General features: G+C 71.0%; 19 protein-coding genes. 10 read left to right on the top strand and 9 right to left on the bottom strand.

From position 1 onward, the window contains the following. Positions 1-60: 60 nt before the first annotated feature. Positions 61-1,797: a DHA2 family efflux MFS transporter permease subunit gene (locus tag E5671_RS21525; protein WP_237330211.1), complete on the top strand. Its 1,737-nt coding sequence runs from the start codon at positions 61-63 to the stop codon at positions 1,795-1,797. Here E5671_RS21525 and E5671_RS21520 read toward each other — a convergent pair. The 3 genes from E5671_RS21520 to E5671_RS21510 form a co-directional block, all read right to left on the bottom strand. Then, entirely contained in the window at positions 1,770-3,719 is a 1,950-nt protein-coding gene (locus E5671_RS21520) for a helix-turn-helix domain-containing protein (RefSeq protein ID WP_160505593.1), read from the bottom strand. The two genes, E5671_RS21525 and E5671_RS21520, sit on opposite strands and share 28 nt — an antisense overlap. Before the next feature lie 60 nt (positions 3,720-3,779). Further along, complete coding sequence (locus E5671_RS21515; protein WP_160505592.1) at positions 3,780-5,186, bottom strand: MFS transporter; 1,407 nt, start codon at positions 5,184-5,186, stop codon at positions 3,780-3,782. 74 nt (positions 5,187-5,260) lie between these two features. Then, positions 5,261-6,043 (bottom strand): 3-hydroxybutyrate dehydrogenase, encoded by a 783-nt coding sequence (locus E5671_RS21510; protein WP_160505591.1) that lies wholly within the window; start codon positions 6,041-6,043, stop codon positions 5,261-5,263. 360 nt (positions 6,044-6,403) lie between these two features. On the opposite strand from E5671_RS21510, the gene rho reads away from it, so the two are divergent. After that, positions 6,404-7,597 carry a transcription termination factor Rho gene (gene rho, locus E5671_RS21505; protein ID WP_160505590.1) on the top strand — a complete coding sequence of 398 codons (1,194 nt, stop codon included), beginning with the start codon at positions 6,404-6,406 and terminating at the stop codon, positions 7,595-7,597. A 12-nt stretch (positions 7,598-7,609) separates the two neighbouring features. Here the strand turns inward: rho and E5671_RS21500 are convergent, their stop codons facing one another. After that, on the bottom strand, positions 7,610-8,893 hold the full coding sequence (locus E5671_RS21500) for a M6 family metalloprotease domain-containing protein (protein ID WP_160505589.1): 1,284 nt from the start codon (positions 8,891-8,893) through the stop codon (positions 7,610-7,612). A gap of 285 nt (positions 8,894-9,178) precedes the next feature. Between E5671_RS21500 and E5671_RS21495 the strand changes: the two genes are divergently transcribed. Both E5671_RS21495 and E5671_RS21490 read left to right on the top strand, forming a co-directional pair. Beyond that, complete coding sequence (locus tag E5671_RS21495) at positions 9,179-9,835, top strand: TetR family transcriptional regulator (RefSeq protein ID WP_160505588.1); 657 nt, start codon at positions 9,179-9,181, stop codon at positions 9,833-9,835. Positions 9,836-9,941: 106 nt separating this feature from the next. Then, a complete protein-coding gene (locus tag E5671_RS21490) occupies positions 9,942-11,456 on the top strand; it encodes an MFS transporter (protein WP_160505587.1) in 1,515 nt (504 codons plus the stop codon). Positions 11,457-11,502: 46 nt separating this feature from the next. Here the strand turns inward: E5671_RS21490 and E5671_RS21485 are convergent, their stop codons facing one another. The 3 genes from E5671_RS21485 to E5671_RS21475 form a co-directional block, all read right to left on the bottom strand. Further along, complete coding sequence (locus tag E5671_RS21485) at positions 11,503-12,018, bottom strand: MarR family winged helix-turn-helix transcriptional regulator (RefSeq protein ID WP_160505586.1); 516 nt, start codon at positions 12,016-12,018, stop codon at positions 11,503-11,505. Positions 12,019-12,082: 64 nt separating this feature from the next. Continuing rightward, positions 12,083-13,159: a questin oxidase family protein gene (locus E5671_RS21480; protein ID WP_160505585.1), complete on the bottom strand. Its 1,077-nt coding sequence runs from the start codon at positions 13,157-13,159 to the stop codon at positions 12,083-12,085. Positions 13,160-13,252: 93 nt separating this feature from the next. Continuing rightward, positions 13,253-13,783: a GNAT family N-acetyltransferase gene (locus E5671_RS21475; protein WP_160505584.1), complete on the bottom strand. Its 531-nt coding sequence runs from the start codon at positions 13,781-13,783 to the stop codon at positions 13,253-13,255. 184 nt (positions 13,784-13,967) lie between these two features. On the opposite strand from E5671_RS21475, the gene E5671_RS21470 reads away from it, so the two are divergent. Then, positions 13,968-14,975 carry a sigma-70 family RNA polymerase sigma factor gene (locus E5671_RS21470; RefSeq protein ID WP_160505583.1) on the top strand — a complete coding sequence of 336 codons (1,008 nt, stop codon included), beginning with the start codon at positions 13,968-13,970 and terminating at the stop codon, positions 14,973-14,975. A gap of 231 nt (positions 14,976-15,206) precedes the next feature. On the opposite strand, the gene E5671_RS21465 is transcribed toward E5671_RS21470, so the two are convergent. Further along, on the bottom strand, positions 15,207-16,223 hold the full coding sequence (locus tag E5671_RS21465; RefSeq protein ID WP_160505582.1) for a helix-turn-helix transcriptional regulator: 1,017 nt from the start codon (positions 16,221-16,223) through the stop codon (positions 15,207-15,209). A 62-nt stretch (positions 16,224-16,285) separates the two neighbouring features. Here E5671_RS21465 and E5671_RS21460 point away from each other — a divergent pair, with 62 nt between their 5' ends. Further along, a complete protein-coding gene (locus E5671_RS21460) occupies positions 16,286-17,842 on the top strand; it encodes an MFS transporter (protein ID WP_160505581.1) in 1,557 nt (518 codons plus the stop codon). A 34-nt stretch (positions 17,843-17,876) separates the two neighbouring features. On the opposite strand, the gene E5671_RS21455 is transcribed toward E5671_RS21460, so the two are convergent. After that, positions 17,877-19,127, bottom strand: coding sequence for an extracellular solute-binding protein (locus E5671_RS21455; RefSeq protein ID WP_336605811.1), 1,251 nt, complete (start codon positions 19,125-19,127; stop codon positions 17,877-17,879). Positions 19,128-19,257: 130 nt separating this feature from the next. Between E5671_RS21455 and E5671_RS21450 the strand changes: the two genes are divergently transcribed. The 4 genes from E5671_RS21450 to E5671_RS21435 all read left to right on the top strand — a co-directional run bounded on the left by E5671_RS21450 (position 19,258) and on the right by E5671_RS21435 (position 24,186). After that, complete coding sequence (locus tag E5671_RS21450; protein ID WP_160505579.1) at positions 19,258-19,956, top strand: TetR/AcrR family transcriptional regulator; 699 nt, start codon at positions 19,258-19,260, stop codon at positions 19,954-19,956. A 376-nt stretch (positions 19,957-20,332) separates the two neighbouring features. Beyond that, positions 20,333-21,094, top strand: coding sequence for a DeoR/GlpR family DNA-binding transcription regulator (locus tag E5671_RS21445; RefSeq protein ID WP_160505578.1), 762 nt, complete (start codon positions 20,333-20,335; stop codon positions 21,092-21,094). 70 nt (positions 21,095-21,164) lie between these two features. Then, positions 21,165-22,112 carry a 1-phosphofructokinase gene (gene pfkB / locus E5671_RS21440; protein WP_160505577.1) on the top strand — a complete coding sequence of 316 codons (948 nt, stop codon included), beginning with the start codon at positions 21,165-21,167 and terminating at the stop codon, positions 22,110-22,112. A gap of 79 nt (positions 22,113-22,191) precedes the next feature. Beyond that, a complete protein-coding gene (locus tag E5671_RS21435; protein WP_160505576.1) occupies positions 22,192-24,186 on the top strand; it encodes a PTS fructose transporter subunit IIABC in 1,995 nt (664 codons plus the stop codon). Positions 24,187-24,268: the final 82 nt, after the last annotated feature.

The following is a 24,268-nucleotide window of genomic DNA, read 5'->3' as shown; positions in this document are numbered from 1 at the left end:
GCACTCGTGCTTTGACAACTTACCGGCCCCACATTACCTTCACCGTGGAATTACTTCACCATGGAGGTATCGATCGAGATGCGTGACCCGTCCCCCGGCCCGTCCCCCGGCCCGACGCCCGGCCCATCGCCCGGCCCGACGCCCGACCCGTCCCCCGCCGCGCCCACAGCCCGCCGCTGGCTCGGTCTCATCGCCATCGCCCTCGGCGTCGCCCTGATCGTCGTGGACACCACGATCGTCAACGTGATCGTCCCCTCGGTCATCGAGGACCTGGACGCCAGCTCGGCGCAGGCGCAGTGGATCCAGGAGTCGTACGCGATCGTCTTCGCGGCGCTGCTCCTGCTGACCGGGCGCCTCGCCGACATCTTCGGCGCCCGCCGGATATTCGTCGCGGGCGTCGTGGTCTTCGGTGCGACCAGCGTGCTGGCCGGGCTCGCGCCCGGCAGCGGGCTGCTGATCCTGGCCCGCTTTCTGCAGGGCGCGGGCGCGGCGATGATCCTGCCGACCTCGCTCTCCCTGCTGAACGCGACCTTCACCGGCAAGGCGCGCGGCCAGGCCTTCGCCATCTGGGGCTCGACCATCGGCGCCGCCGCCGCGCTCGGCCCGCTGCTCGGCGGCTGGCTGGCCGAACACGTCTCGTGGCGCTGGGCGTTCGGCATCAATGTGCCGCTGTCCGTCCTCGTCGCCGCCGGAGTGCTGCTCTACATGGCGCCCTCACCGCGGACCAAGGGACGGCTGGACGTGGCTGGTGCGGTGCTCTCCGCGGTCGGGCTCGGGCTGCTCGCCTTCGGGCTCGTCGAAGGGCGTACGTACGGATGGATCGTCAGCATCGAGCCGCTGGAGGTGCTCGGGGTCAGCTGGGGGAGCGGCCCCTCGCCCGTTCTCGTCGCCCTCGTGCTCTCCGCCGTCACGCTGTTCGCCTTCGTGCGGCGGCAGATCGCGCTCAGCCGGGGCAGTGACTCCGCACAGTCCTGCGCACAGTCCTCCTCGCGGGTCCTGATGGACGTACGGCTGTTCTCGATCGCCTCATTCCGCAACGGCAACATCGCGACCCTGATCATCGGCCTCGGAGAGTTCGGCATCGTCGCGGTGCTCCCGCTGTGGCTGCAGTTCACCCTCGGCTACAGCGCCTTGGAGGCGGGGCTCGCCCTGGTGCCCATCGCCATCGGCAGCTTCGTGGCGACCGGTGTCAGCTTCCCGCTGGCCGCCAAGGTCTCGGCGCTCGGGCAGGTGCGCATCGGTCTCGCCCTGGAGGTCGTCGGGTTGGCCGGGGTCGGGTTCATCGCCGCCCCTGACAGCTCCTGGTGGGCCGTCGCGCTGATGCTCTTCGCGTACGGGATCGGTGTCGGGTTCGCCACCGCCCAGGTCACCAACGTGGTCCTCGCCGAGGTGCCGCACGAGAGCGCGGGGCAGGGCTCCGGCATCCAGAGCGCCTTCCGCCAGCTCGGTTCCGCGCTCGGGATCGCCGCCCTGACCACGGTCTTCTTCACCACCCTCAGCACGAACCTGCGCGACCGGCTGAGCGATGCCGGTGTGCCGTCCGGGAAGGCCGACCAGCTCACCGGCGCCGTCACCGACAGCGCGGGAGCAGCCATCGGGCCCCTCGCGGACCGCCCGGAGACCGCGTCCTTCGCCGACGCGGCGCGCTCGGCGATGACCGACGGGGTCGCGCTCGGCGGCTATGTCGCCGCGGGCTTCGTCGTCCTCGGGCTCATCGCCACCTTCCTCGTGCCGGCCGCCACCGCGAGGCATGAAGAAGCGGCGGAGGATCAGGGCGACGTGGTCGCCCAGGTGTAGGCGTGCAGGCGCAGGGCGAGCTGGATCTCCAGGGAGCGTTCCGGGGTCTGCCAGTCGGCGCCGAGCAAGTGGCCTATGCGGTCGAGGCGTTGGACCACCGTGTTCACGTGGACGTGCAGGGAGTCCTTCGCCTTGGACTGGCTCATGCCGCAGGCGAAGTAGGCCCGCAAGGTGTGCACGAGTTCGGTGCCTCGCTTGGCGTCGTAGTCGAGGACCGGTCCCAGTGTGCGGCGTACGTAGGAGTCCAGGTTCGTGTCGTCGCCGAGGAGTACGCCGAGGAAGCCGAGGTCGGGCAGGTCCGCGCCCTGGCCGGTGTGGCCGAGCGCGCGCAGGGCGGACAGGCAGCGCAGTGCTTCGGCGTGCGCCTGGGCGAGGGCCTCGGGGCCGGTGGCCGGGCCCGCGGCGCCGACCGTGACCGGGGATCCGGCGGCCTGGGTGAGCTCGGCCGCGAGCGCGCGGGCCCGGGAGCCGGTGTCGTCGGCCGGGAGCACCAGGACCACGTGGTCGTGGTGCAGGCCGGAGAGGCCGTGGCGGATGCGGGCGGCGCGGGCGGCCGATGACAGCAGCAGCTGGCGCGGGGCCGTGTCGCTGTGGGCGACGAACACCGAGTGGGGGAGCGCCAGGTCGACGTCGAGGCGGCGGGCACGCGAGGTGAGGCGGCCCGGAGTGCCGGAGAGGGAGAGCAGATCGCCGAGGAGTTCGCCGCGTACGCGGTCCTCCGCCTCGGCGGCCGAGCGGCGCAGGAGCAGGAGGAGCGCCGTGACGACCCCGGCGCGTTCGAAGAGGCGGCGGTCGGCCTCGCCCAGGTCGGCACGGCCGGTGAGGGCGATGCTGCCCAGGAGCTCCGGGCCCGCGAGGACGGCGCACACCCAGGTCCCGTCGAGGGGAACGGCCCGCCCGCTGGCACGCGAGGCGGCGACGGCCTTGGCCGGGGGCGTACGGGGGGCGGCGCCCACGCGGGCGAGTGGGTCGGCGTCGACGCGGGCGAGTTCCGTGCCGTCCGCGTCGTGGATGAGTGTGCCGCCGCGCAGCAGCGCGCCGATCGCCGTCGCGACCTCGGTGAAGTCGCCGCCGCGCAGGACGAGATCGGTCAGGCGGTCGTGCGCGTCCTCGGCCCGGCGCAGCGCCTCGCTGTGCGCGCGGATGGTCTGCGACGCCTCGTTCAGGTCGACGAGCGCGGCCCTGGTCTCCTCCATGCGGCGCGCACTGTCGATGGCGATCGCCGCGTGGTCGGCGAGCGAGGAGAGCAGGGCTCCCTCGTCCGGCGTGAAGGCGCGTGCGGTGCGGTCGGCGGCGTACAGGACACCGATGACGTGCGTGCCCTGCCGCAGCGGTACGCCGAGGATGGCGTGCAGGCCCTCTTCGAGTACGGCGCTGTCGATGGGCACGGTGTGCTGGAATCGGGGGTCCACCTCGTAGTCCCCGGTGGCGTACGGACGGGCGGTCTGCGCGACGAGGCCGCCGAGCCCCTCGCCCATGCCCAGGCGCAGATTCTGGAACGCGGCGGAGACCGAACCGTCCGTCACCCGCATGTAAGTGTCGCCCGCCACCGGGTCGTTGAGGGAGAGGTACGCGACGTCCGTACGGAGAAGCAGCTTGGCCCGGTGCACGATGGCGCGGAGCACCGCGTCCAGGTCGCGAAGCGCCGCGAGGTCGCCCGCCGTGTCGAACAGCGCGGTGAGCTCGGCCTCCCTGCGCTGGTGCTGGTTCAGGGTGCGGCGCACGCGCAGGGCGGTCTGCGTGGCCTCGTCGATCGCCGTGAGCTCGGCGCCGCTCGCCCCGGCCGCGCGGGCCGCCGCGGCAGGACGGGCGAACTGCTCGGCCGGCGCGTCCTGGGCGAGCAGGTCGAGCAGCTCGCGCAGGGCGGCGTACCCCTGCTCCCGGCGGGCGGCGCGGTCGGCGGCCTCTGGCGAGCTGGGCATACGGCGGGTCGCCTCCGGGAGCGGGGTGCGCGAGCCTTTGGAGCGCGCACGGGGTGCGGTTCAGCTTCCGATTGTCGCCGAGGGCGTGCTGCTCGCACCCTCGGAAGCTGACCCCTTGACGGCGGGGGAGGCGAGCGAACGGCCACGCGTCTCCTTCGCCACCAGCACGGTCAGCGTCGTGATCACCACCGTCACGCAGACGTAGAGGGCCACCGGCGTCGCCGAGTCGAAGTCCTTGAGCAGCTCGACCGCGATGATCGGAGCGAGCGCGCCGCCGATGATGGACGCGAGCTGCGAGCCCATCGAGGCCCCGGAGTAGCGCACCTTCGTATCGAACATCTCGGAGATGAAGGCGGCCTGCGGCCCGTACATCGCGCCGTGCAGGAGCAGCCCGACCGTGACCGCCAGGGTGATCACGGCGAACGACTTGCTGTCGACGAGCGCGAAGAACGCGAACCCCCACGCCGCCATGCCGATCGACCCGATCAGGGTGACGGGCCTGCGGCCGATGCGGTCCGAGAGCGCGCCCCACAGCGGGATCGTCACGAAGTGCACGGCGGAGCCGATGAGTACGGCGTTCAGGGCGGTGCTCTTGGGAAGTTCCAGGTGCACGGTGACGTAGACGAGGACGAAGGCCGTGAGGATGTAGTACGAGACGTTCTCGCCGAGCCGGGTGCCGATGGCGGTGAGGACGCCGCGCCAGTTGTGCCGGAAGACCTCGACGACGGGGGCGTCCTGCTTGGGGGCCCCACCCGAGGCCAGAGCAGCCTCGGCCTCCGCGCGGGCCTGCGCCTCCAAGAAGAGCGGGGATTCCGAGACCGAGACCCGTATCCACAGGCCGATGATCACGAGCACTCCGGAGAGCAGGAACGGGATGCGCCAGCCCCAGGCGAGGAACGCCTCGTCGGACTGGACGGCGGCGAGGAGCGCGAGGACGCCGGTGGCCAGGAGGTTGCCGCCGGGGGCGCCTGCCTGCGGCCAGGAGGCCCAGAAGCCGCGGTTCTTGTCGTCGCCGTGCTCGGAGACGATCAGGACGGCGCCGCCCCACTCGCCGCCGAGCGCGAAGCCCTGGATCAGGCGCAACACCGTGAGCAGGATCGGAGCGCCGACGCCGAGCGTGGCGTGGGTCGGCAGCAGGCCCATCGCGAAGGTGGCGCCGCCCATCAGCATCAGGCTGAGCACAAGCAGCTTCTTACGGCCGATCTTGTCGCCGTAGTGGCCGAAGACGACGCCGCCCAGCGGCCGTGCGGCGAAGCCGACCGCGTAGGTGAGGAAGGAGAGGAGGGTGCCGACCAGGGGGTCGCTGTTGGGGAAGAAGAGGGTGTTGAAGACGAGCGCGGCGGCGGAGCCGTAGAGGAAGAAGTCGTACCACTCGATGGTGGTGCCGATGAGGCTGGCGCTGATGATGCGGGCGATACCCGGCTTGCCCGGGGGCTTGCCCTGGGCGCGCGGCGTTGCGGCTGCCATGGCGTGATCCGTTTCTCGATGGGGACGTTTCTCGATGGGGGCGTGTGGTGAAAAGGCGCTGGGGGAGCGGGAGTTCAGCCGGCGGTCCAGCCGCCGTCCAGGGGCAGCGACGCGCCGGTCACGAAGCCGCTGTGCGGTCCGCAGAGCCAGAGCGCGGCGGCGGCGATCTCCTCGGGCTCGACAAGGCGCTTGAGCGCGGAACGCCGCAGCAGTACGTCGGTGAGGACCTGCTCGGGGGCGATGGCGTGGGCGGTGGCCTGGGCGCTGATCTGGTCCTCGACGAGGGGCGTGCGGGTGTAGCCGGGGCAGAGGCAGTTGCTGGTGACGCCGTGCTCCGCGCCTTCCAGGGCGGTGACCTTGCTCAGGCCCTCCAGGGCGTGCTTGGCGGCGACGTAGGCGGACTTGAAGGGGCTCGCGCGCAGGCCGTGCACGCTGGAGATGTTCACGACGCGGCCCCAGCCGCGGGCGTACATGTGGGGCAGCGTCCTGCGCAGCAGGAGGAACGGCGCGGTGACCATGACCTTCTGGATCAGGTCGAACCGCTCCGGGGGGAACTCCTCGATGGCGGCGACGTGTTGGAGCCCGGCGCTGTTGACGAGGACGTCGACGCGGGTGGGCAGGGTGTGCACCGCGGCGGGGTCGGCGAGGTCGACGGCGTGCGCCTCACCGTCGATCTCGTCGGCCACGTCCTTGGCCGCGTCGGCCTGCTGATCCACCACGTGGACGAAGGCGCCGGCACCGGCCAGGGCCACGGCGCAGGCCCGGCCGATGCCGCTTGCGCCGCCGGTGACCAGGGCGGTGCGTCCGGTGAGGTCGGTTCCGGCGGGGGCGGCACCGCCGGGAATGGGGCTCGTCATGGCCGGAAAGGTAAGGGCGCGCCGCACGGGGATCCCATGTGTGGGGCCCACATAACCGGGGGGCGCGTCATGTGGGCGGGTGCGGCCGTCCGGGTACGGTTCCGGTGACCCACGTCACGCTCGACGTCCCGCAAGCTGTGCTACCTTGCGAACAGCACGTGTGTACGCCGCTTTCTGCGGCGCCGGTGCCGATCTTCTTTTCTTCCGCCTCTTCGAGGCTCCCGCAGCTCCGTGGCTTCCATAGTTTCTGTCGCTTCGCGAAGCCCTTTGCCGCAGTTCTTCTCTCCGCCCGACGTACGGGACGTGAACACACCGTCCCGCCGGGCCCCTTCATTCGCATGCCTGCGAAAGGACCCCACCATGAGTACCGCAACCATCACCCGCAACAAGACCACCCCGAGCAGGGCAACCACCGAGACCCCCGTCGTCGCCGCCTCCGGCATCCTCGACGCGAGTCACAACGCCAACGGCCATCTCCGTACAGGCGATTGCCTCCCCACCCCGAACGACGTACAGGTTCCCTCCGCCCTCATCCGCCGACTCGGCCTGCGTGCAGGCGATGTGGTGCAGGGTGAGTGCGGGCGGCCCCGCACGCTGACCTCCGTCGAGCGTGTCAACGGGCACTCGGCCGAGGCGCTGCACCGGCGCGCACGGTTCGGTGACCTCACCCCGCTGCACCCCCGTGAGCGGCTCCGCCTGGAGACGCCGGGCGATGGTGGCGGCAGCGTCGCGACGCGGCTCATCGACCTCGTCGCCCCCGTCGGCAAGGGCCAGCGCGGCCTGATCGTCGCGCCGCCCCGCACCGGCAAGACCGTCCTGCTCCAGCAGATCGCCGCCGCCGTCAGCGCGAACCACCCCGAGGCGCACCTCATGGTGGTGCTGCTCGACGAACGGCCCGAAGAAGTCACGGACATGAAGCGTTCCGTACGCGGCGAGGTGCTCGCCTCGACCTTCGACCGGCCCGCCAAGCAGCACATCGCCCTGGCCGAACTCGCCGTCGAGCGCGCCAAGCGGCTCACCGAGGAGGGCAAGGACGTCGTCATGCTCTTCGACTCCCTCACCCGGCTCTGCCGCGCGTACAACAACGCGGCCTCCAGCGGCGGCCGCACCCTCTCCGGAGGTGTCGACGCCGCCGCCATCCAGGGGCCCAAGCGCCTCTTCGGCGCCGCGCGGCTCGCGGAGGAGGGCGGGTCCCTGACCATGCTCGCCACCGTGCTCGTGGAGACCGGATCGCGCGCCGACGACTACTACTTCGAGGAGCTCAAGGGCACCGGCAACATGGAGCTCCGCCTCGACCGCGGCATGGCCGAACGACGCGTCTTCCCCGCTGTCGACGTCACCCCGTCCGGCACACGACGTGACGAACTCCTGGTGCCCGCCGATGAGTTGACGGCCGTACGCGGCCTGCGGCGCGCCCTGCACGGCAGGGACGCGCAGAGCAACCTGGAGGCGATCATCGAGCGCCTGCGCAAGACCCCGAACAACGCCGCCTTCCTGCGCCAGGTGCAGCAGACCGTGCCCGGCGCCGGCTCCTCCAAGGTCAACGGCGCCTGAGACCCTGCACTTTCACGGCCGCGTGACGTGCACCCGGTAGCGGCCCTCCTCGTCGATGTCCGTCACCGTGATGCGCACGCCCGTCTTCTTGTCCGTGAAGGTCTGACCGGGTTCGTAGGTCGCGTCGGAGAGCTCCGCGTGGACGTTCGGCCGGCGTGTGCAGCCGCCGCTGTCCTTCGTGGAGTCGAGGACGGCGACCGGGCCCTGGCCCGTGTCGACCTCCGCGTCCACCCGGTAGATGAGCACTCCGGGCTTGCAGACCGCCTCGTCGTTGCCGCCGCGGGTGCGCGCCTCGACGGCGTACCCGGTCCGCGTGCTCAGCGGCACGAAGGCGAGCTTGGTGCCGCCGTCCTGCGGCAGCGGGGTCAGCGTGTGCTCGGTGGTGCCGGCGTTCGACGCGCAGCTGATCTGGTCGTCGCCGAGCCAGCCGAGCTTCCACTTGTGCCAGGCCAGCAGGTCGTTGTTGGCGCCCCAGTCCTCGCTCATGATGTCCCAGTGGCCGACCGCGCCGCCGCCCTCCTGCGTGTAGAGGTCGGGCAGGCCGAAGACGTGGCCGTTCTCGTGGGGGAGTACGCGGTAGCCGGTCTCGCGGTAGCTGCCCGAGCCGTCGTCCTGACGGCTGTAGACGAACGACGCGTTGGAGACCGGGACGCCGTCCGCGACGGGTGCCTCGGTGTTGCCCGCGAAGGTCACCGAAAGGACCGTGTCGAGAGCGGAAGGGCCCGCGTTCGGCGTCATGAGGATGTTCACCAGGTCGTACTCCCGGAAGTCCACGTCCGGGTCGGCCTCCGTCACGATGTCCTGGACCAGCTCGCGGTAGCCCGGATCGAAGGGGGCGCCGCGCTCTATCCCGTACTCCTTGAAGCTCTTGGGCATCCGCAGCCAGTCCGGGATCGGGGATTCCGGGCGGTAGTCGAGCCGACCGTAGGAGCTGGTGCGGAACCAGTCCGACGTCTGCGGGAAGAACTCGGCGAGGCGGTCGCGCGCGGTGCCGTCGCCGCGGGCGTCTGAGAAGTCGACCATGAGGTTCAGGGCTCGGACGGTGCCCGTGGAGCGGGAGTAGCCGGCGGAGGTGGGCACGCCCTCCGACATCTGGACGCCCATCGTGCCGTTGATCATGCACGGGCTGAGTGTCGTCGCGCGGTTCAGGGAGACGGGGCCCGCCGCTGTGGGGGACTCCTCCATCAGGCGGCCGGTGCTCGCCGATGTGGTGACCGTGAGGGCAAGGACGGCGCAGGTGGCGAGTGCGGCGCCACGTTGCGCTCCGCGTATCTGCCTCCAGGTCGGCTGCTGCATGCGTGGGCCTTCCCCTTGCGGCAGCCGCCGGTCCTGGCTGCACCCTTCCGATCACCCTGTGCCGGTGGGTGCGCGGGCGCTCGCTGGGTGCGACCGATCGTGGGTTTCTTGTTCAGTTAGGTGTGGCGCGGGTCACACAAAGAAAGTCCGAGCGTGGGAAATATCCGGGGACTCTCTCCCCGTTTAGACCTGTGTCCGAGCGAAACGGGGAGTGATTCCCCGCATCGCGCATCCGAGGCTCCGGCACCGTCCGGAGACTCGACCACAAGCTTGAGGAGAGCCGCCGTGGAAACCGCCCCCGCCGCACAGCGCCGCACGCCCCGCCCGCGGGCCGACGCCCTGCGCAACCGGGAGCGGATCGTCGCCGCCGCACGCGAGATGTTCGTCGAGTTCGGCCCCGACGTGCCGCTCGACGAGGTCGCGCGCCGGGCCGGCGTCGGCAACGCCACGGTCTACCGGCACTTCTCCGACCGTTCCGAACTGGTCCACCAGGTCGTCCTGCTGGTCACCGACCGCGTCTCGGCACACGCCGAGGAAGCGATCGCGGCGGCCGACGCCGACCCGGGTGTCGCGTTCGACGCCCTGCGCCGGTTCGTGCACGCCTCCGCCGACGAGCGGATCGGTGCCCTGTGCCCGATGCTCCAGGAGGCCTTCGACCCCGGTCACCCGGATCTGGTCGACGCCCGTGAGCGGCTCGAAGCCGTCACCGACGGGCTCATGCAAAGGGCGCGCGCGGCCGGGCAGCTGCGCACCGACATCGCCGTCGGAGACCTGATGGTCGCCCTCTCCCAGCTCACCAGGCCGCTGCCCGGCACCGCGTGCCTGAACATGGACCGCTTCGTCCACCGCCATCTGCAGTTGTTCCTCGACGGCCTGATGGCGCCGGCCCGCTCCGAGTTGCCCGGTGAGGCGGCGACCTTGGAGGACCTCCGCCAGTCCTGAGTAGTCCTGAGTCCCGCCCGACCGGCCTGAACGCGTCGGCTTTCCGGCACTTTTTTCATCACTCGTACCGCTTTTTCACCACTAGTACCGCTAGGTGGCTCTTCCCATGTCAGAAACAGATCCCAGGCGCTGGAAAGCGCTGATATTCATCGCGCTCGCGCAGCTGATGGTCGTGCTCGACGCGACCATCGTGAACATCGCGCTGCCCTCCGCCCAGCAGGACCTGGGCATCTCGGACGGCAACCGTCAGTGGGTCATCACGGCCTACGCCCTGGCCTTCGGTGGTCTGCTGCTCTTCGGCGGCCGCATAGCCGACCTCTGGGGCCGCAAGCGCACCTTCGTGACCGGCCTGATCGGCTTCGCCGCGGCCTCCGCGCTCGGCGGCGCAGCCACCGGCGAGGCCATGATGCTGGGCGCCCGCGCCCTTCAGGGTGTGTTCGGCGCGCTGCTCGCGCCCGCCGCCCTCTCGCTGCTCGCCGTGATGTTCACCGATGCCAAGGAGCGCGCCAAGGCGTTCGGCATCTACGGTGCGATCGCCGGTGGCGGTGGCGCCGTGGGTCTCATCCTCGGCGGCTTCCTCACCGAGTACCTGAACTGGCGCTGGACGTTCTTCGTGAACATCCCCTTCGCCGTCGTCGCCGCGCTCGGCGCCTACTTCGTCATCCGTGAGCCGGCCGGCGCCCGCAACCGCTCGCCGCTCGACATCCCCGGCGTGGTCCTCTCCACCCTCGGTCTGGTCGCGCTGGTCTACGGCTTCACCCGCGCCGAGTCGGCCGGCTGGTCGGACTCCCTGACGGTCGGCATGTTCGTCGGCTCGGCCGTGCTGCTCGCCGCGTTCGTCCTCACCGAGGCGAAGGTCAAGTCGCCGCTGCTTCCGCTGCGCGTCCTGACCGAGCGCAACCGCGGTGGCGTCTACCTGTCGCTCGGCCTCGCGATCATCGCGATGTTCGGCCTGTTCCTGTTCCTCACGTACTACCTGCAGATCGTCCAGGGCTACTCGCCGGTCAAGACCGGCTTCGCGTTCCTGCCGATGATCGTCGGCATGATCGTGGGCTCCACGCAGATCGGCGCCCGCCTGATGACCCGCGTCCCGCCGCGGCTGCTCATGGGTCCGGGCTTCGTGCTCGCGGCCGTCGGCATGCTGCTCCTGACGCAGCTGGAGGTCGGGTCCTCGTACACCGGTCTGATCATGCCCGCGCAGCTGATGCTGGGCCTCGGCATGGGTACGGCGTTCATGCCCGCCATGTCGCTCGCCACGCACGGTGTCGAGCCGCGTGACTCCGGTGTCGCCTCCGCGATGGTCAACACCTCGCAGCAGGTCGGCGGCGCCATCGGCACGGCTCTCCTGAACACCATCGCCGCCTCCGCCACCACCGCGTACATCACGGACCACGCGGCGGGCGCGACGACTCCCGCGGCGCAGAAGCTGCTCCAGGCGCAGGCCATGGTCGAGGGTTACACCAGCGCGATCTGGTGGGCCGTCGGCATCCTCCTCGCCGCCGCCGCGATCGCCTTCGCCCTCATCAACACGGGCGCCCAGGGCGGCGCTCCGGCCGCCTCGGGCTCCGGTGACACCGAGGGTGTCGAGGACGAGATCCGGATCCCGGTGGTCGCGCACTGACCCCCGGTTCCTGACAGGACTGACCCCCAGTTCCTGACAGGGAGGCTCAGCGGAGCCAGGGCAGGTCCGCCCCCGCCTCCTTCGGCTGAAGTCCCTCGGCGACGATCGACATGATCTCGCCGAGGGACTTCTGCTGTTCCGGGGTGAGCCGGTCGAAGAGGGCCTGGCGTACGGCGGTGACATGGCCGGGCGCGGTCCTGCGCAGTACCTCGAACCCGTCGTCGGTGAGGATCGCGAACTGGCCGCGCTTGTCGGAGGGGCAGTCCTCGCGGCGCACCCAGCCGTTCTTCTCCAGGCGCGCGATGGCGTGCGAGAGACGCGACCGGGTGATCTTGGTGTTCCTGGCCAGCTCCGTCATGCGCAGGCGCCGCCGCGGGGCGACGGAGAGCTGGACCAGGAGGCCGTAGTAGATGTGCGGCATGCCGGCGTCGCGCTGCAACTGGCGGTCGAGATGATCCTCCAGGAGCGTGGTGGCCTGCAGATACGCGAGCCAGGTGCGCTGTTCCTCGTCGTCGAGCCAGCGCGGTTCCCCGTCGGGGGGAGAAGTGGGTGCCGTGTCCATGTACTCCACTGTACGCAGCCCGCAAGCTTTCCTTGAAACTTAAACAACACGGGGTGTGACTGGTCTAAGTGAGCGGCTCGCTGATCTCGATCGCGCGCAGGGCCGCCGCAAGGGCGCGCTCGTCGCCCACGTCCAGTGCCGTGTCGGTGAACTTGATGACGTGTTCGTCGCCGTGCGCGAGGGCCCGCTCGAAGACCTCCTCGGGGGCGAAGGTGCCGGGTGCGGTGTACGTGACCGGGGCGTTCGGGGCGTACATCGAGGTCACGGCGGCCGATGCCGTCCAGGCCGCGTGCAGGCTCGGCGCCCACAGGGTGCGGGGCAGCGCGGGCAGGGCGCGCAGCACGGCGTTGGGCGCGGTCGCCGCGTGCACCAGCATCGTCTCCTCGCCATGGCCGTGCGTGGCGTACCGGTGGGTCGCCGCGCGCACCAGCTCGGTGAGCCCGCGGTGCGCCTCGTCGGGGTCGCTCACGCCCGCCGCCCACGCGGGCAGGCCCGCGACCCGGCCAAGCCGTGCGGGGAAGCCGCCGCTCTCCCTGTCCGGGATCGGCTCGACGGCGTCCAGGGCCGCGGCCGCGGTGCCTCCGTGTGTGTGCGGCAGGAGTTCGATTCCGGTGACGGGGTGGTGGCGGGCGGCCCAGTAGCCGAGGCCGTGGGCGAGTTCGGCGACGCGGGGTTCGGTCGCGCCGCCCGGCTCGCTCGTGAGGAGCGTGCGGACCGCGTGGCCCACCCGGATCACCGGGTGCGTGGAGCCGCCGTACATGCCCGGCAGCAGGCGCGGCCACCACGTGGCGAGGACGTCGCGCCACGGGCGTTCGCCGAGCTCCCTGCCGAAGTACGCGATCCAGTCCGCCGCACGGCGCGGATCGCCGAGGGCCTCGCGCCAGTCGTCGCCGGTGATTGACTCGAACGCGCTCGGGTACTCCTCAAGCTTCGGCGCGTACAGCTCGAGCCATCGGTGGACCGCACCGGAGTGGCCGTGCGCGGCGAGCGCCTCGACGGCCATCGGCGCGTGGTTGGTGAGCCGTCCGAGCCGCTCGGGGCCCGAGGCGTGCAGGCGCTGAAGGGCTTCGTCGAGGGTGCCGGTGGTGTCGGCTGCGATCTCTGCTGAGATCTCGGCTGCGGTGTCGGCTGTGGCGTCCATGCGGGCACGGTAAGGCGGCCGCGCGCGGGGCGTAACGGCCTTGCGGCCTAGGTCAGGGCTTAGGGCGCGCCTGGTCAGGACCTAAGACCCGGGTCAGGGCCGGGGGCCGAGGGGACGCTCGTACCAGGCGACGTCCCAGTAGCGGCCGAACTTGCGGCCCACCTCGCGGAACGTGCCGACGTGCCGGAAGCCGAAACGTTCGTGGAGGCGGCCGGAAGCGTCGTTCGGCTGGGCGATCCCGGCGTAGGCGCGGTGCAGGTCCTCGCCTTCGAGGGCTTCGAAGAGCGCCTTGTAGAGCAGGGTGCCGATGCCGCGGCCCGCGGCGTCCGGTGCGCAGTAGACGCTGACTTCCACCGAGGTGGCGTACGCGGGCTTGGCCCGGAAAGGAGAACTCGTGACGTACCCGAGGATCAGGCCGGAATCCCGCTCCTGGGCAACCAAGAGGCGGTGGGGGCCGTCTTCAGGATGGGAGAGCAGCCAAGGGCGGCGCTCTTCCGGCAGGAAGGCGGCCGTGTCGAATGTGATCGCCGTCTCACGTACGTAGTGGTTGTAGATATCGGTCAGGGCCTCCAGATCGGCCTCGGTGCCCGGCCTGACCTGCACCTCTGTACGTTCCGACGGCATCCGGCCTCCCCTTGTGGCGGCACAGGGTACTGCAACGTCAGGAAAATAGATGCGCGGCTTGGGAATTCTGTCCGGATTCCAGTCGTTGTTTCCATCGGAAGCAGGGCACCCGCAAGGGTGTGGTTTCCACCACAGAGGCCCGTGAAAAGGGCCGACCAGGACCTCCACACGCAAGGGAGCACGCATGGCAACCCGTGCCGTCGCCCGTCGTAAGTCCGCCTCCACCGGCGAGACCGACGCGGCACGCAGTGTTCGCGCCGTAGGCGGGGAGATCGCCGACCGCGACCTGGTCGGCATGTACCTCGACGAGATCGCGCGTACGCCGCTGCTCGACGCCGCCAAGGAAGTCGAGCTGTCCCAGATCATCGAGGCCGGTGTGTACGCCCGGAAGATACTCGACGGCGACGTCGACGACTCCGTCCCCGGCGCTTCCGCCTCCCGCGAGGAGCTCGAGGCGCTCGTCGCCGACGGCGAGCGGGCGAAGGACGTCTTCATCCGGTCGAACCTGCGTCTGGTCGTCGCGGTCGCGCGCCGCTATCCCCGCAGTGGTCTGCCGCTCCTCGACCTGATCCAGGAGGGGAACGCGGGCCTGGTCCGCGCGGTCGAGAAGTTCGACTACGCCAAGGGCTTCAAGTTCTCCACGTACGCCACGTGGTGGATCCGTCAGGCCATCACGCGCTCCATAGCCGACCAGTCCCGCACCATCCGCCTCCCCGTCCACCTGGTGGAGGAGCTGGGCCGGATCCGCCGCGTCATGCGTGAGTTCAACCGCAAGCACGGGCGTGACCCGGAGCCGGCGGAGGTCGCCGCGGAGCTCGACACGACTCCGGCGCGTGTGACGGATGTCCTGGACTGGGCGCGTGACCCCGTGTCGCTGAACATGGGCGTGGATGACAACGGCGACACACAATTCGGTGACCTCCTCGAGGACACCTCGGCGGTCTCTCCCGAGCAGTCCGTCCTGACCCTGCTGCGCAGCGAGGAACTGGACGACTTGATCGGCCGCCTCGACCAGCGCACGGCCTCCATCATCAAGATGCGGTACGGCATCGAGGACGGCCGCGAGCGGACGCTGACGGAGGTCGGCAAGCAGCATGGTCTTACGCGGGAGCGGATCCGCCAGATCGAGAAGCATGCGCTTCTTGAGCTGAAGAAGCTGGCTCGGGATACGGGCTTCGACGCCGCGGCCTAGGCGGCCGGCCTGAGCGGTGCCCGTAGCTGAGCCCCGGTGCCATCCCCCCCGGCACTGGGGCTCTTTGCTCTGTCCTGTGGTTGTGGGTTTCTTGCGGCTGTGGGTGGGGATTCGTTCCCGCGCTTCGCGCGGAGGTCTCCCACCCATTACTCCGGGGTAATCGGGTGGGTGGGCGGGAAAGATCCGCGCGGGGCGCGGGACAGGATCGCTCCCCGCGCCCCGCGGGGAAAGTCAGGCCCCAGACGCCCGCGTCAAGCGGGAGCCCAGTTCCCGGAGGGAAGCCAGCAGCTCCGGCGGGCCGTGGGCCACGAAGTCGCAGCCCGCCGTGGCCAGGCGGACCGCCAGCCATTCGATGGAGTCCGTCACCGAGGAGCGGAGCCGGCACGTAGTGGCGCTCAGCGGCTCCGGCGTGCCCAGAGCCGCCGGGAACCTCGCCGCGATGGACTCCGCCGACGCCTCGAACGTCACGTCGATCTCGTACGAAGGCTGGCCCCGCCACATCGACCGGCGGATGTACTCCGCGGCGTCCCCCGTCGGCAGCTCCCGCGGGACGAAGCGGGCTCCGGTCGCGAAGGGGGACGACACCCGGTCCACCCGGAACGTGCGCCAGTCGTCGCGGTCGATGTCGTACGCCACCAGATACCAGCGCCGCCCCGTCGACACGAGACGATGCGGCTCCGTCAGGCGGCGGGACTCCGTCCCGTCGCCGGAGCGGTAGGCGAAGCGGAGGCGTTCCTGGCCCGCCGCCGCAGACGCCATCACCGTCAGCGTCTCGGGCGCGATGCTCGCCCCGTCCCCGCTGGTCAGGGGGGTGGTGGCGACCTGGAGGGTCTGGACACGGTGCCGCAGGCGCGAGGGGAGGACCTGTTCGAGTTTCGCCAGGGCTCGGACCGACGCCTCCTCCACGCCCTCCACCGCATGGCCCGCCCCGGCCCGCAGCCCCACCGCGATCGCCACCGCCTCCTCGTCGTCAAGGACGAGCGGCGGCATCGCCTTGCCCGCGACCAGGCGGTAGCCACCGGTCGCGCCCTGGCTCGCCTGCACCGGATAGCCGAGATCCCGCAGCCGGTCGATGTCGCGCCGCACCGTCCGGCGGCTGACGCCGAGCCGCTCCGAGAGCTCCCCGCCGGGCCACTCGCGCGGAGTCTGGAGGAGGGAGAGGAGCTGGAGCAGCCGAGCCGGAGTGTCCGTACCGCCGCCGCTTCTTTCCGAAGCCGTATCCGAAGCCGTACCGGAAGTCGATGTCATGTCTTCAAGCATGCCGCGCATCTAGGACATGTACTGGCCTATATGGCTTCTAGTCTCCTCTCATGACTTTCAGCAACCCCGCCCCAGCACCGACCGGAACGGACCCCGCCGCCGCCGACCGGCGCCGCTGGTTCGCCCTCGCCATCGTGATGACCGCGGCCTTCATGGACCTCGTCGACGTCACCATCGTCAACATCGCGATCCCGTCCATCCAGGAGGACGCAGGCGCCTCGTACAGCCAGATCCAGTGGATCACCGCGGGCTACGCGCTCGCGTTCGCGGCCGGGCTCATCACCGGCGGGCGGCTCGGTGACATCCATGGGCGCAAGCGGATGTTCCTCATAGGCATCGGCGGCTTCACGCTCGCCTCGGCGCTCTGCGGCTTCGCCGCCAACCCGGAGATGCTGGTCGCATCGCGGATCCTGCAGGGCGGTATGGCCGCGATGATGGTGCCGCAGGTCCTTTCGATCGTGCACGCCACCTTCCCCGCGCACGAGCGCGGCAAGGTCTTCGGGCTCTTCGGGATGATCGTGGGGCTCGGCGCCGTATCGGGGCCGCTGCTCGGCGCGCTGCTGACCCAGTGGAACCTGTTCGGGCTCGAATGGCGCCCGATCTTCCTCATCAATCTGCCCGTCGGGATCGCGGGTCTGATCCTGGGCAGCAAGTTCATCACCGAGTCCAAGGCGCCGAAGGCACTCAAGCTCGACCTCGTCGGCGTCGTCCTCGTCACGCTCGGCCTGCTGATGGTGCTCTACCCGCTCACTCGTGGGCAGGAGCTGGACTGGCCGCTGTGGGGTTACGCCATGATGGCGGGCGGATTCGTCGTCTTCGGCGCGCTCGTCGCGTACGAGAAGGCGAAGGCGGCCAAGGACGGTTCGCCGCTCGTGGAGCTGTCCCTGTTCAAGGTGAAGAGCTTCGCAGCGGGCATCGCGGTGCAGACGGTGTTCGGTGTCTCGATGGGCATCTTCTTCCTGGTCTGGACGCTGTACATGCAGGAGGGCCTCGGCTGGAGCGCGCTGCGGGCGGGCACGACCGGGGTGCCGTTCTCGATCGCCGTCTCGGTGGCGGCGGGTATGTCCGTGCAGAAGCTCGTGCCGCGGTTCGGACGCAAGGTGCTGCAGGGCGGCGCGCTCGTCATGGCCACCGGGGTGCTGCTCTACATCTGGGAGGCGGACCGGTACGGCGCGGGCATCGCGTCCTGGCAGATGGCGCTGCCGCTTGCGGTGATGGGTGCGGGGATGGGGTTCATCGTCGCGCCCCTCACGGACGCCATCCTGTCCGACGTGCCGCGTGAGCACTCAGGGTCCGCGTCCGGGCTGCTCAACACCGTGCAGCAGATGGGTACGGCGCTCGGACTCGGCCTGGTCTCCGTGGTGTTCTTCGGTGTGATCGACGAGAAGGCGGCGCGGAGCGAGGTGCCCATGGAGATCGTGGGCGCGTTCCAGAACTCGCTGTGGTGGGTCGTCGGCGTGCTCGTCGTCATCTTCCTGCTGATGTTCGCCCTGCCGAGCAAGCCGCGCCAGCACGTCGAGGGCGGCCGCGAGGACGGCGGCGAGGACGCGGCCGGCGAGGCCGCCGGTGACGAACTCCCCGAGCGGGAGCCCGCGTTGACCTCCTGAGCGCGGGAGGGGCGGGGCGCGGCCCGGGTGGAGCCTAGAGCTCCGCCTGGGCCGCCGTCGTGTCCAGGGATTCGAGTACGGCACCGGGGTTGCCGCCCTTGGTGACGGCGGCCCCGATCTCCTTGCGGATGGCGGCACGGACCGTCGGCCACGAGCGCAGGTTCACCGGCTGGAACTGCGCCTGCGGCATCTGGTCGATGAACCTCCACAGCGGGCGCTGGGCCGCGTCCGCGCGCAGCGCCGCCGACGCGGAGCTGGTCACCGGGAGCGCGGCCTGGCCTCCGCCGTACGCCTTCGCCGACTTGTGGCCGTAGAGATAGCTGAGGAACCTGCCGCACGCGTCGCCGTGGCCGTTCTGCTTGAACGCCATCAGCCAGTCGCTCAGGCCCACCGGCGCCGCGGCCCCGCCCTGCCGGGTCGGGAACGCGGCATGCGCGTAAGGGAACTTGACCTTGTCGGCGGCGCCCATGAGCACCGGGTGCGCGATCAGCATCCCGATGTGTCCGCGCATGAACTGCTCGTACGCGGCCGTCCTGTTGAGCCCCGCCGGGTCCGCGCCCGCGAGCCCCTTGGCCACGAGTTCGTCCCGCAGCCAGGTCAGCGTCCGGACGTTGTTCGCGGTGTGGAAGTCGTAGCCCGCCAGGCCCGCGTAACCGCCTTCGTCCGAGAGCAGCCAGGACAGGGTCTCGTCCTCGGCGGCCTCGGGGCCCAACTGCAGCCCGTACGGCGTCTTCACGCCGATCCCCTTCAGTGCCTGGGCCGCCGATCGCAGCTCGTCCCAGGAGGTGGGGGCGCCGGTGATGCGGGCCTGCTCGAAGAGGGCCTTGTTGTAGAAGAGGCGCGGGGTGCTGGCGAGGAAGGGGATGCCGTACTGGATGTGCTTGACCGACCCCGCCTCGGCGTACGAGCGGGTGAAGTCGGCCTCCGTGCGGATGTCGAAGAGCTCGGAGGCGCCGTAGAGCTGGTCGTCCTCCGCGTAGGGGGCGAAGACGTTCGACTGGGCGATGTCGGGGGCGTTGCCGTCCTTCACCCGGCGGGCGAGTGTCCGGTCCAGCTTGTCGAAGGGGACGCGTTCCAGGGCGATCTTGACGGTGGGGTGCGCCTTCTCGAAGGCGGTGACGAGGCCGCCCCACTGGTCGCCGATGGAGGAGCCGACGCTTTTGTCGTAGCTGGCGACGAGGACCTTGAGGGTGGTGGTGTCGCTGCCGCCGGCCGAGCAGGCGCCGAGGGTGCTCAGGCCTACGCCGAGGCCGGCGGAGTTGGTCAGGAACTGTCGACGACGCACCGGGCTTGCCACCTTCTCGAACGCGCTTGATCTGACTGGGCTCGCTGGTGGCAGATTCTGCCATAGAGGCATGGAGTGCCTTATGTGGGCGGCGCGGCCTGCGCAGCCGGCTGCCCGTAACCTGCAGCGCATGCCCGCAAGTTCACGAAAAGACGCGCCCGATTCGCACGGCTCACCCGATTCGCACGGTTCCTGCGGATCTCTCGGCTCCCTCGGCTCGCTCACCGAGCGCCGCAAGGCGGAGACACGCCTGGACATCGCCCGTACCGCGGCCGCGCTCTTCGTCGAGAACGGGCTGCGGGCCACGCGCGCGGAGGACATCGCCCGCGCTGCGGGCGTCGCGCCGCGCACCTTCTACCGCTACTTCGCGACGAAGGAGGAGGCCGTGGCGCCGCTGTTCACCGCGGGCGCGCAGCAGTGGGCCGAGGCGGTGCGGGGCGCGCCCGCGGGGCTCTCGGTGCGGGACGCGCTGCGGCATGCGGCGGGCAGGGCGCTGGTCCCTGACGCTGACGCTGACGCGGAGGCGCTGGAGTGGGTGCGGGCGCTGCTGCGGATGACGGGGGAGAGTGCGGCTCTGCGGGCAGTGTGGTCGGACGCCTGCCACGCCTCGGAGCGGACGCTGCTCGCCGTCCTGGCGGAACGGGAGGGCCGCCGCGAGGCGGGGGCGCCCTCGCTGGAGCTGCGGCTGGTGGCGGGTGTGGCGAGCGCGGCGGTGCGGGTGGCGGTGGAGACGTGGGCCACCGGCGACGCCCCGGCCGGGGGCACGGGCGGCCCCGCGGCATTGGCGACCCGCTGCATCGAAGCCTTGGAGGGCTTCCGCTGGCCGTAGGGCGGGGCGGGTGCGGCTGTGGGTGCGGGGCCGCGCCGGTATGTCCGTCCTCGCTATCGTCCGGTGGCTGCCGGGTCACTTCGGCACCGGAGCGCCGCGAACCGTGCTCCGGGCAGACATACCGGCACGCCCCCTCGCGTGGGCTGCCGTGTGCGGCTATTCGCTGATCGCTGCGGGGCAATCGGGCGGGTGGGCGGGAAAGCTTGTTCGTTCAGGGGAAGCCGCGGGGCAATCGGGAGGTCCTTGGGCCCGGCAGGGCAGGGGCGGAAGTCCGTTTGTGCCCGGGTCAGGCCCGAGCCTGTTTACTTCGGGGCAACGCAGCCCGTACTCTGCGAGGGAAACAACAGGTTCGGGCATTACTCGGAGGCTGACGGACATGTACGCACCGGAGCGGCAGCAGGAGATCCTGCGGCTCGCACGCGACGGCGGCCGCGTAGACGTCCTGTCGCTGGCCGAGGAGTTCAAGGTCACCGCCGAGACCATCCGGCGCGACCTGAAGGCCCTCGACCGGGCAGGCCTCGTACGCCGCGTGCACGGCGGTGCCATACCGGCCGGACGCCTCGACTTCGAGCCCGACCTCGCGGAGCGGGAAGGCACGTCCGCCGACGAGAAGGACCGCATCGCACGCGCCGCCCTCGCCGAACTCCCGGCGGAAGGAAGCGTCATCCTCGACGCCGGGTCGACCGTCGCACGCCTCGCCGCATCCCTCCCGCTGGAATCGACCTTCACCGTCGTCACCCACGGCCTCCCCACCGCCGCCCGCCTCGCCGACCACCCCGGCATCCAGCTCCACCTCATCGGGGGCCGCGTCCGCAGCCGTACGCGCGCCGCCGTCGACGCGTGGGCGCTGCGGGCGTACGGAGAGATCCGCGCCGACGTCCTCTTCGTCGCGGCGAACGGCTTCTCCGCTCAAGCCGGGCTCACCACCCCCGACCTCGCCGAAGCCGCTGTCAAGCGCGCGGCCATCGGCGCGGCCCGCCGCGTGGTGCTCCTCGCCGACTCCACCAAGCACGGCCAGGAGCACTTCGCCCGCTTCGGCGGCCTCGACGACGTGGACCTGCTGATCACCGACACCGGACTCAGCCCCGAGGACGCCGCGGCGATCGAGAGCGGCGGCACGGAGGTGATCCGGGCATGAGCGAAACCGGCACGGACACGCACGCGGACGCGGCAACACACAGCTCGGCAACGAAACGGTACGTACGCGCATGATCCTCACCGTCACCCCCAACCCCTCCCTCGACCGCACCTACGAGGTCCCCTCGCTGGACCGCGGCGAGGTCATCCGGGCCACCGGTGACCGGATGGACCCGGGCGGCAAGGGCGTCAACGTATCGAGGGCGGTCGCGGCTGCGGGCGCGGCGACGCTCGCCGTCCTGCCGCTCGGCGGCGCCCCCGGCGCGCTCGTCGCCGAGCTCCTCGACGAGCAGGGCATCAAGGTCGCCCCGGTGTGGGTCGCGGGCCAGACCCGCTCCAACATCGCCGTGGCCGAACCGGACGGCACCCTCACCAAAATCAACGCGACCGGACCCGAACTGACGCAGGCGGAGGCCGAGTTGTTGCTCTCTGCCGTGCGCGAGCGTTCCACCGGCGCCGACTGGATCGCCTGCTGCGGCAGCCTGCCCCGGGGGCTCGCCCCTTCCTGGTACGCCGACCTGGTGGCCCGCGCGCACGCCGCCGGCGCCCGCATCGCCCTCGACACCTCGGGCCCGGCCCTGCTCGCCGCCCTCGCCGAACGCCCCGACGTCGTCAAGCCGAACGCCGAGGAGCTCGCCGAAGCGGTGGGCCGCCCCCTGGCGACGGTCGGCGACGCGGTCAAGGCCGCCGAAGAACTGCGGCAGTTGGGCGCGCGGGCCGTGCTCGCCAGCCTCGGCGCGGACGGCCAGCTCCTGGTGGACGACTCGGGCACGTACTTCGCCAGCGCACCGGTCGACGCCGTACGCAGCAACGTCGGCGCCGGTGACTCCTCCCTGGCCGGTTTCCTCATCGCGGGCGGCACCGGCGCCACCGCCCTCGCCTCGGCCGTGGCGCACGGCGCGGCAGCGGTCCAGCTCCCCGGCAGCGCGATGCCGACCCCCTCGGACCTCGCGCCCGACGCGGTCACCGTCACGTCGGAGGCCCCCCTGGACCGCGTACTGACGGAGCCCGCCCCATGAGTTCCCACACCCACCCACATCCCCACGCCCCCGTCCCCACCCCCGCCCTCCGGGCGATACGCGTGCGAAGGAGCCCGCGATGAGCGAGATGATCACCGCGGAACTGGTCGACCTCGAAATCGACCGGTCCGCCGGAACCAAGGAATCGGCGGCCCGTGCCCTCGCCGAGCGCATGGTGGCCCTGGGCCGGGTGACCGATCTGGACGGGTTCCTCGCCGACGTGGCGGCCCGCGAGGCGCAGATGCCGACCGGCCTCGACGGCGGCATCGGCATCCCGCACTGCCGCAGCGCCCACGTCACCGAGCCGACCCTGGCCTTCGGCCGCTCGGCCGACGGCATCGACTTCGGGGCGCCGGACGGGCCCGCCGACCTGATCTTCCTGATCGCCGCTCCGGCCGGTGCGGATGACGCCCACCTGACGATCCTGTCCTCGCTGGCACGGCAGTTGATGGACGAGGAGTTCACGAGCGCGCTGCGGGGTGCCACGGACGCGGAAACGGCAGCGGACTTGATCCGGGGCAACGGACGGGCGGGCGGGGAGAAGTCAGAAACCCCCACCGACCAGCAGCCGGAAAACGACCCCACCCCGGCGGAGCCGTTCCGCATAGTCGCCGTAACGTCCTGCCCCACGGGCATCGCGCACACGTACATGGCCGCGGAGTCCCTCGAAAACGCGGCCCGCGAGGCAGACGTAGAGCTCACGGTCGAGACCCAGGGGTCAGCAGGCTTCACCCGCCTCGACCCGGCGGTCATAGCCTCCGCGGACGCGGTCATCTTCGCCCACGACGTCCCCGTACGGGACAAGGACCGCTTCGCCGGGAAGCCCACGGTCGACGTGGGCGTCAAGGCGGGAATCAACCGCCCCGCGGAACTCATCGCGGAGGTCCGGGCGAAGGCGGCCCGCCGTGAGATCACCTCGGGGGCCAAGGCGAGCCCGGTGGACGACGCGGGCGAGAGCGGTGACGGCTACGGCACCAAGCTGCGCAAGTGGCTGATGTCCGGCGTCAGTTACATGGTCCCCTTCGTCGCCGCCGGCGGCCTCCTCATCGCACTCGGCTTCGCCATCGGCGGCTGGAAGATCGACAAGGCCCCGTCCGTCGCCGAGCACTTCGTGTGGACGGACACCACCAGCTGGGCCGCGCTCCTCTTCCAGATCGGCGGGCTCGCCTTCGCCTTCCTGGTGCCGGTCCTCGCGGGCTACATCGCGTACGGGATGGCCGACCGGCCAGGACTCGTCCCCGGATTCGTCGGCGGCTCCGTCGCCGTCACGATCAACGCGGGCTTCCTGGGCGGTCTCGCGGCGGGTCTGATCGCGGGTGCGGTCGTCATGGGCATCCAGCGCGTGAAGATCCCGGCTGTGCTGCGCGGCATCATGCCCGTGGTCGTGATCCCGCTGATCTCGTCCGCGATCGTCGGCTTCCTGATGTTCCTCGTCATCGGAAAGCCCATCGCGGAGCTGCAGAGCGCGCTCACCGACTGGCTCGAGGGCCTGTCCGGCGCCAACGCCATCATTCTCGGCGTCATCCTCGGCCTGATGATGTGCTTCGACCTCGGTGGCCCGCTGAACAAGGTCGCGTACGCCTTCGCCGTCGGCGGCATCGCCAACCCGACCGAGGGCAGCCTCAAGGTCATGGCCGCGGTGATGGCGGCCGGCATGGTCCCGCCGCTCGCCATGGCCCTCGCCACCACGATCCGCGGCCGCCTCTTCACCAAGACGGAGCGGGAGAACGGCAAGGCGGCCTGGTTCCTGGGCGCCTCCTTCATCACGGAGGGCGCGATCCCGTTCGCCGCGGCCGACCCGCTGCGGGTGATTCCCGCGTCGATGGCGGGCGGCGCGGTCACCGGCGCTCTGTCGATGGCCTTCGGCTGCACGCTGCGGGCCCCGCACGGCGGCATCTTCGTGGTGCCGCTCATCGGGCAGCCGCTGCTTTACCTGGTCGCGATCGTCGCCGGTGTCGGTGTGTCCACCCTGGCGGTCATCCTGCTCAAGGGCGCCCGGAAGACGGCCCCTTCGGAGCGCGGCGCCACGGACGGGGAAGCCGTGACGGAGAAGCGGGTGCCGGCGGCCGTCTGAGTCCGGCCGGGGGTTCGGCCCCTATGAGGGGGGTTGTGCGACATGCGTCACTTCAGGACGTAAGTCCCACAACCCCCCTGTC

This window comes from Streptomyces sp. BA2, from assembly GCF_009769735.1.
In the GTDB taxonomy this organism is placed as follows: Bacteria; Actinomycetota; Actinomycetes; order Streptomycetales; family Streptomycetaceae; genus Streptomyces.
This window is presented reverse-complemented; position numbering and strand designations above follow the sequence as displayed.

Bases quoted from the DNA above. Each gene is read 5' to 3' on its own strand.
- E5671_RS21450 (WP_160505579.1), top strand. From the start codon at position 19,258: ATGCCCGCAAGTTCACGAAAAGACGCGCCCGATTCGCACGGCTCACCC.
- E5671_RS21520 (WP_160505593.1), bottom strand. From the start codon at position 3,719: ATGCCCAGCTCGCCAGAGGCCGCCGACCGCGCCGCCCGCCGGGAGCAG.
- E5671_RS21475 (WP_160505584.1), bottom strand. From the start codon at position 13,783: ATGCCGTCGGAACGTACAGAGGTGCAGGTCAGGCCGGGCACCGAGGCC.
- E5671_RS21445 (WP_160505578.1), top strand. From the start codon at position 20,333: ATGTACGCACCGGAGCGGCAGCAGGAGATCCTGCGGCTCGCACGCGAC.
- pfkB (WP_160505577.1), top strand. From the start codon at position 21,165: ATGATCCTCACCGTCACCCCCAACCCCTCCCTCGACCGCACCTACGAG.
- E5671_RS21500 (WP_160505589.1), bottom strand. From the start codon at position 8,893: ATGCAGCAGCCGACCTGGAGGCAGATACGCGGAGCGCAACGTGGCGCC.
- rho (WP_160505590.1), top strand. From the start codon at position 6,404: ATGAGTACCGCAACCATCACCCGCAACAAGACCACCCCGAGCAGGGCA.
- E5671_RS21490 (WP_160505587.1), top strand. From the start codon at position 9,942: ATGTCAGAAACAGATCCCAGGCGCTGGAAAGCGCTGATATTCATCGCG.
- E5671_RS21525 (WP_237330211.1), top strand. From the start codon at position 61: ATGGAGGTATCGATCGAGATGCGTGACCCGTCCCCCGGCCCGTCCCCC.
- E5671_RS21460 (WP_160505581.1), top strand. From the start codon at position 16,286: ATGACTTTCAGCAACCCCGCCCCAGCACCGACCGGAACGGACCCCGCC.
- E5671_RS21515 (WP_160505592.1), bottom strand. From the start codon at position 5,186: ATGGCAGCCGCAACGCCGCGCGCCCAGGGCAAGCCCCCGGGCAAGCCG.
- E5671_RS21485 (WP_160505586.1), bottom strand. From the start codon at position 12,018: ATGGACACGGCACCCACTTCTCCCCCCGACGGGGAACCGCGCTGGCTC.
- E5671_RS21465 (WP_160505582.1), bottom strand. From the start codon at position 16,223: ATGACATCGACTTCCGGTACGGCTTCGGATACGGCTTCGGAAAGAAGC.
- E5671_RS21510 (WP_160505591.1), bottom strand. From the start codon at position 6,043: ATGACGAGCCCCATTCCCGGCGGTGCCGCCCCCGCCGGAACCGACCTC.
- E5671_RS21435 (WP_160505576.1), top strand. From the start codon at position 22,192: ATGAGCGAGATGATCACCGCGGAACTGGTCGACCTCGAAATCGACCGG.
- E5671_RS21480 (WP_160505585.1), bottom strand. From the start codon at position 13,159: ATGGACGCCACAGCCGACACCGCAGCCGAGATCTCAGCAGAGATCGCA.
- E5671_RS21470 (WP_160505583.1), top strand. From the start codon at position 13,968: ATGGCAACCCGTGCCGTCGCCCGTCGTAAGTCCGCCTCCACCGGCGAG.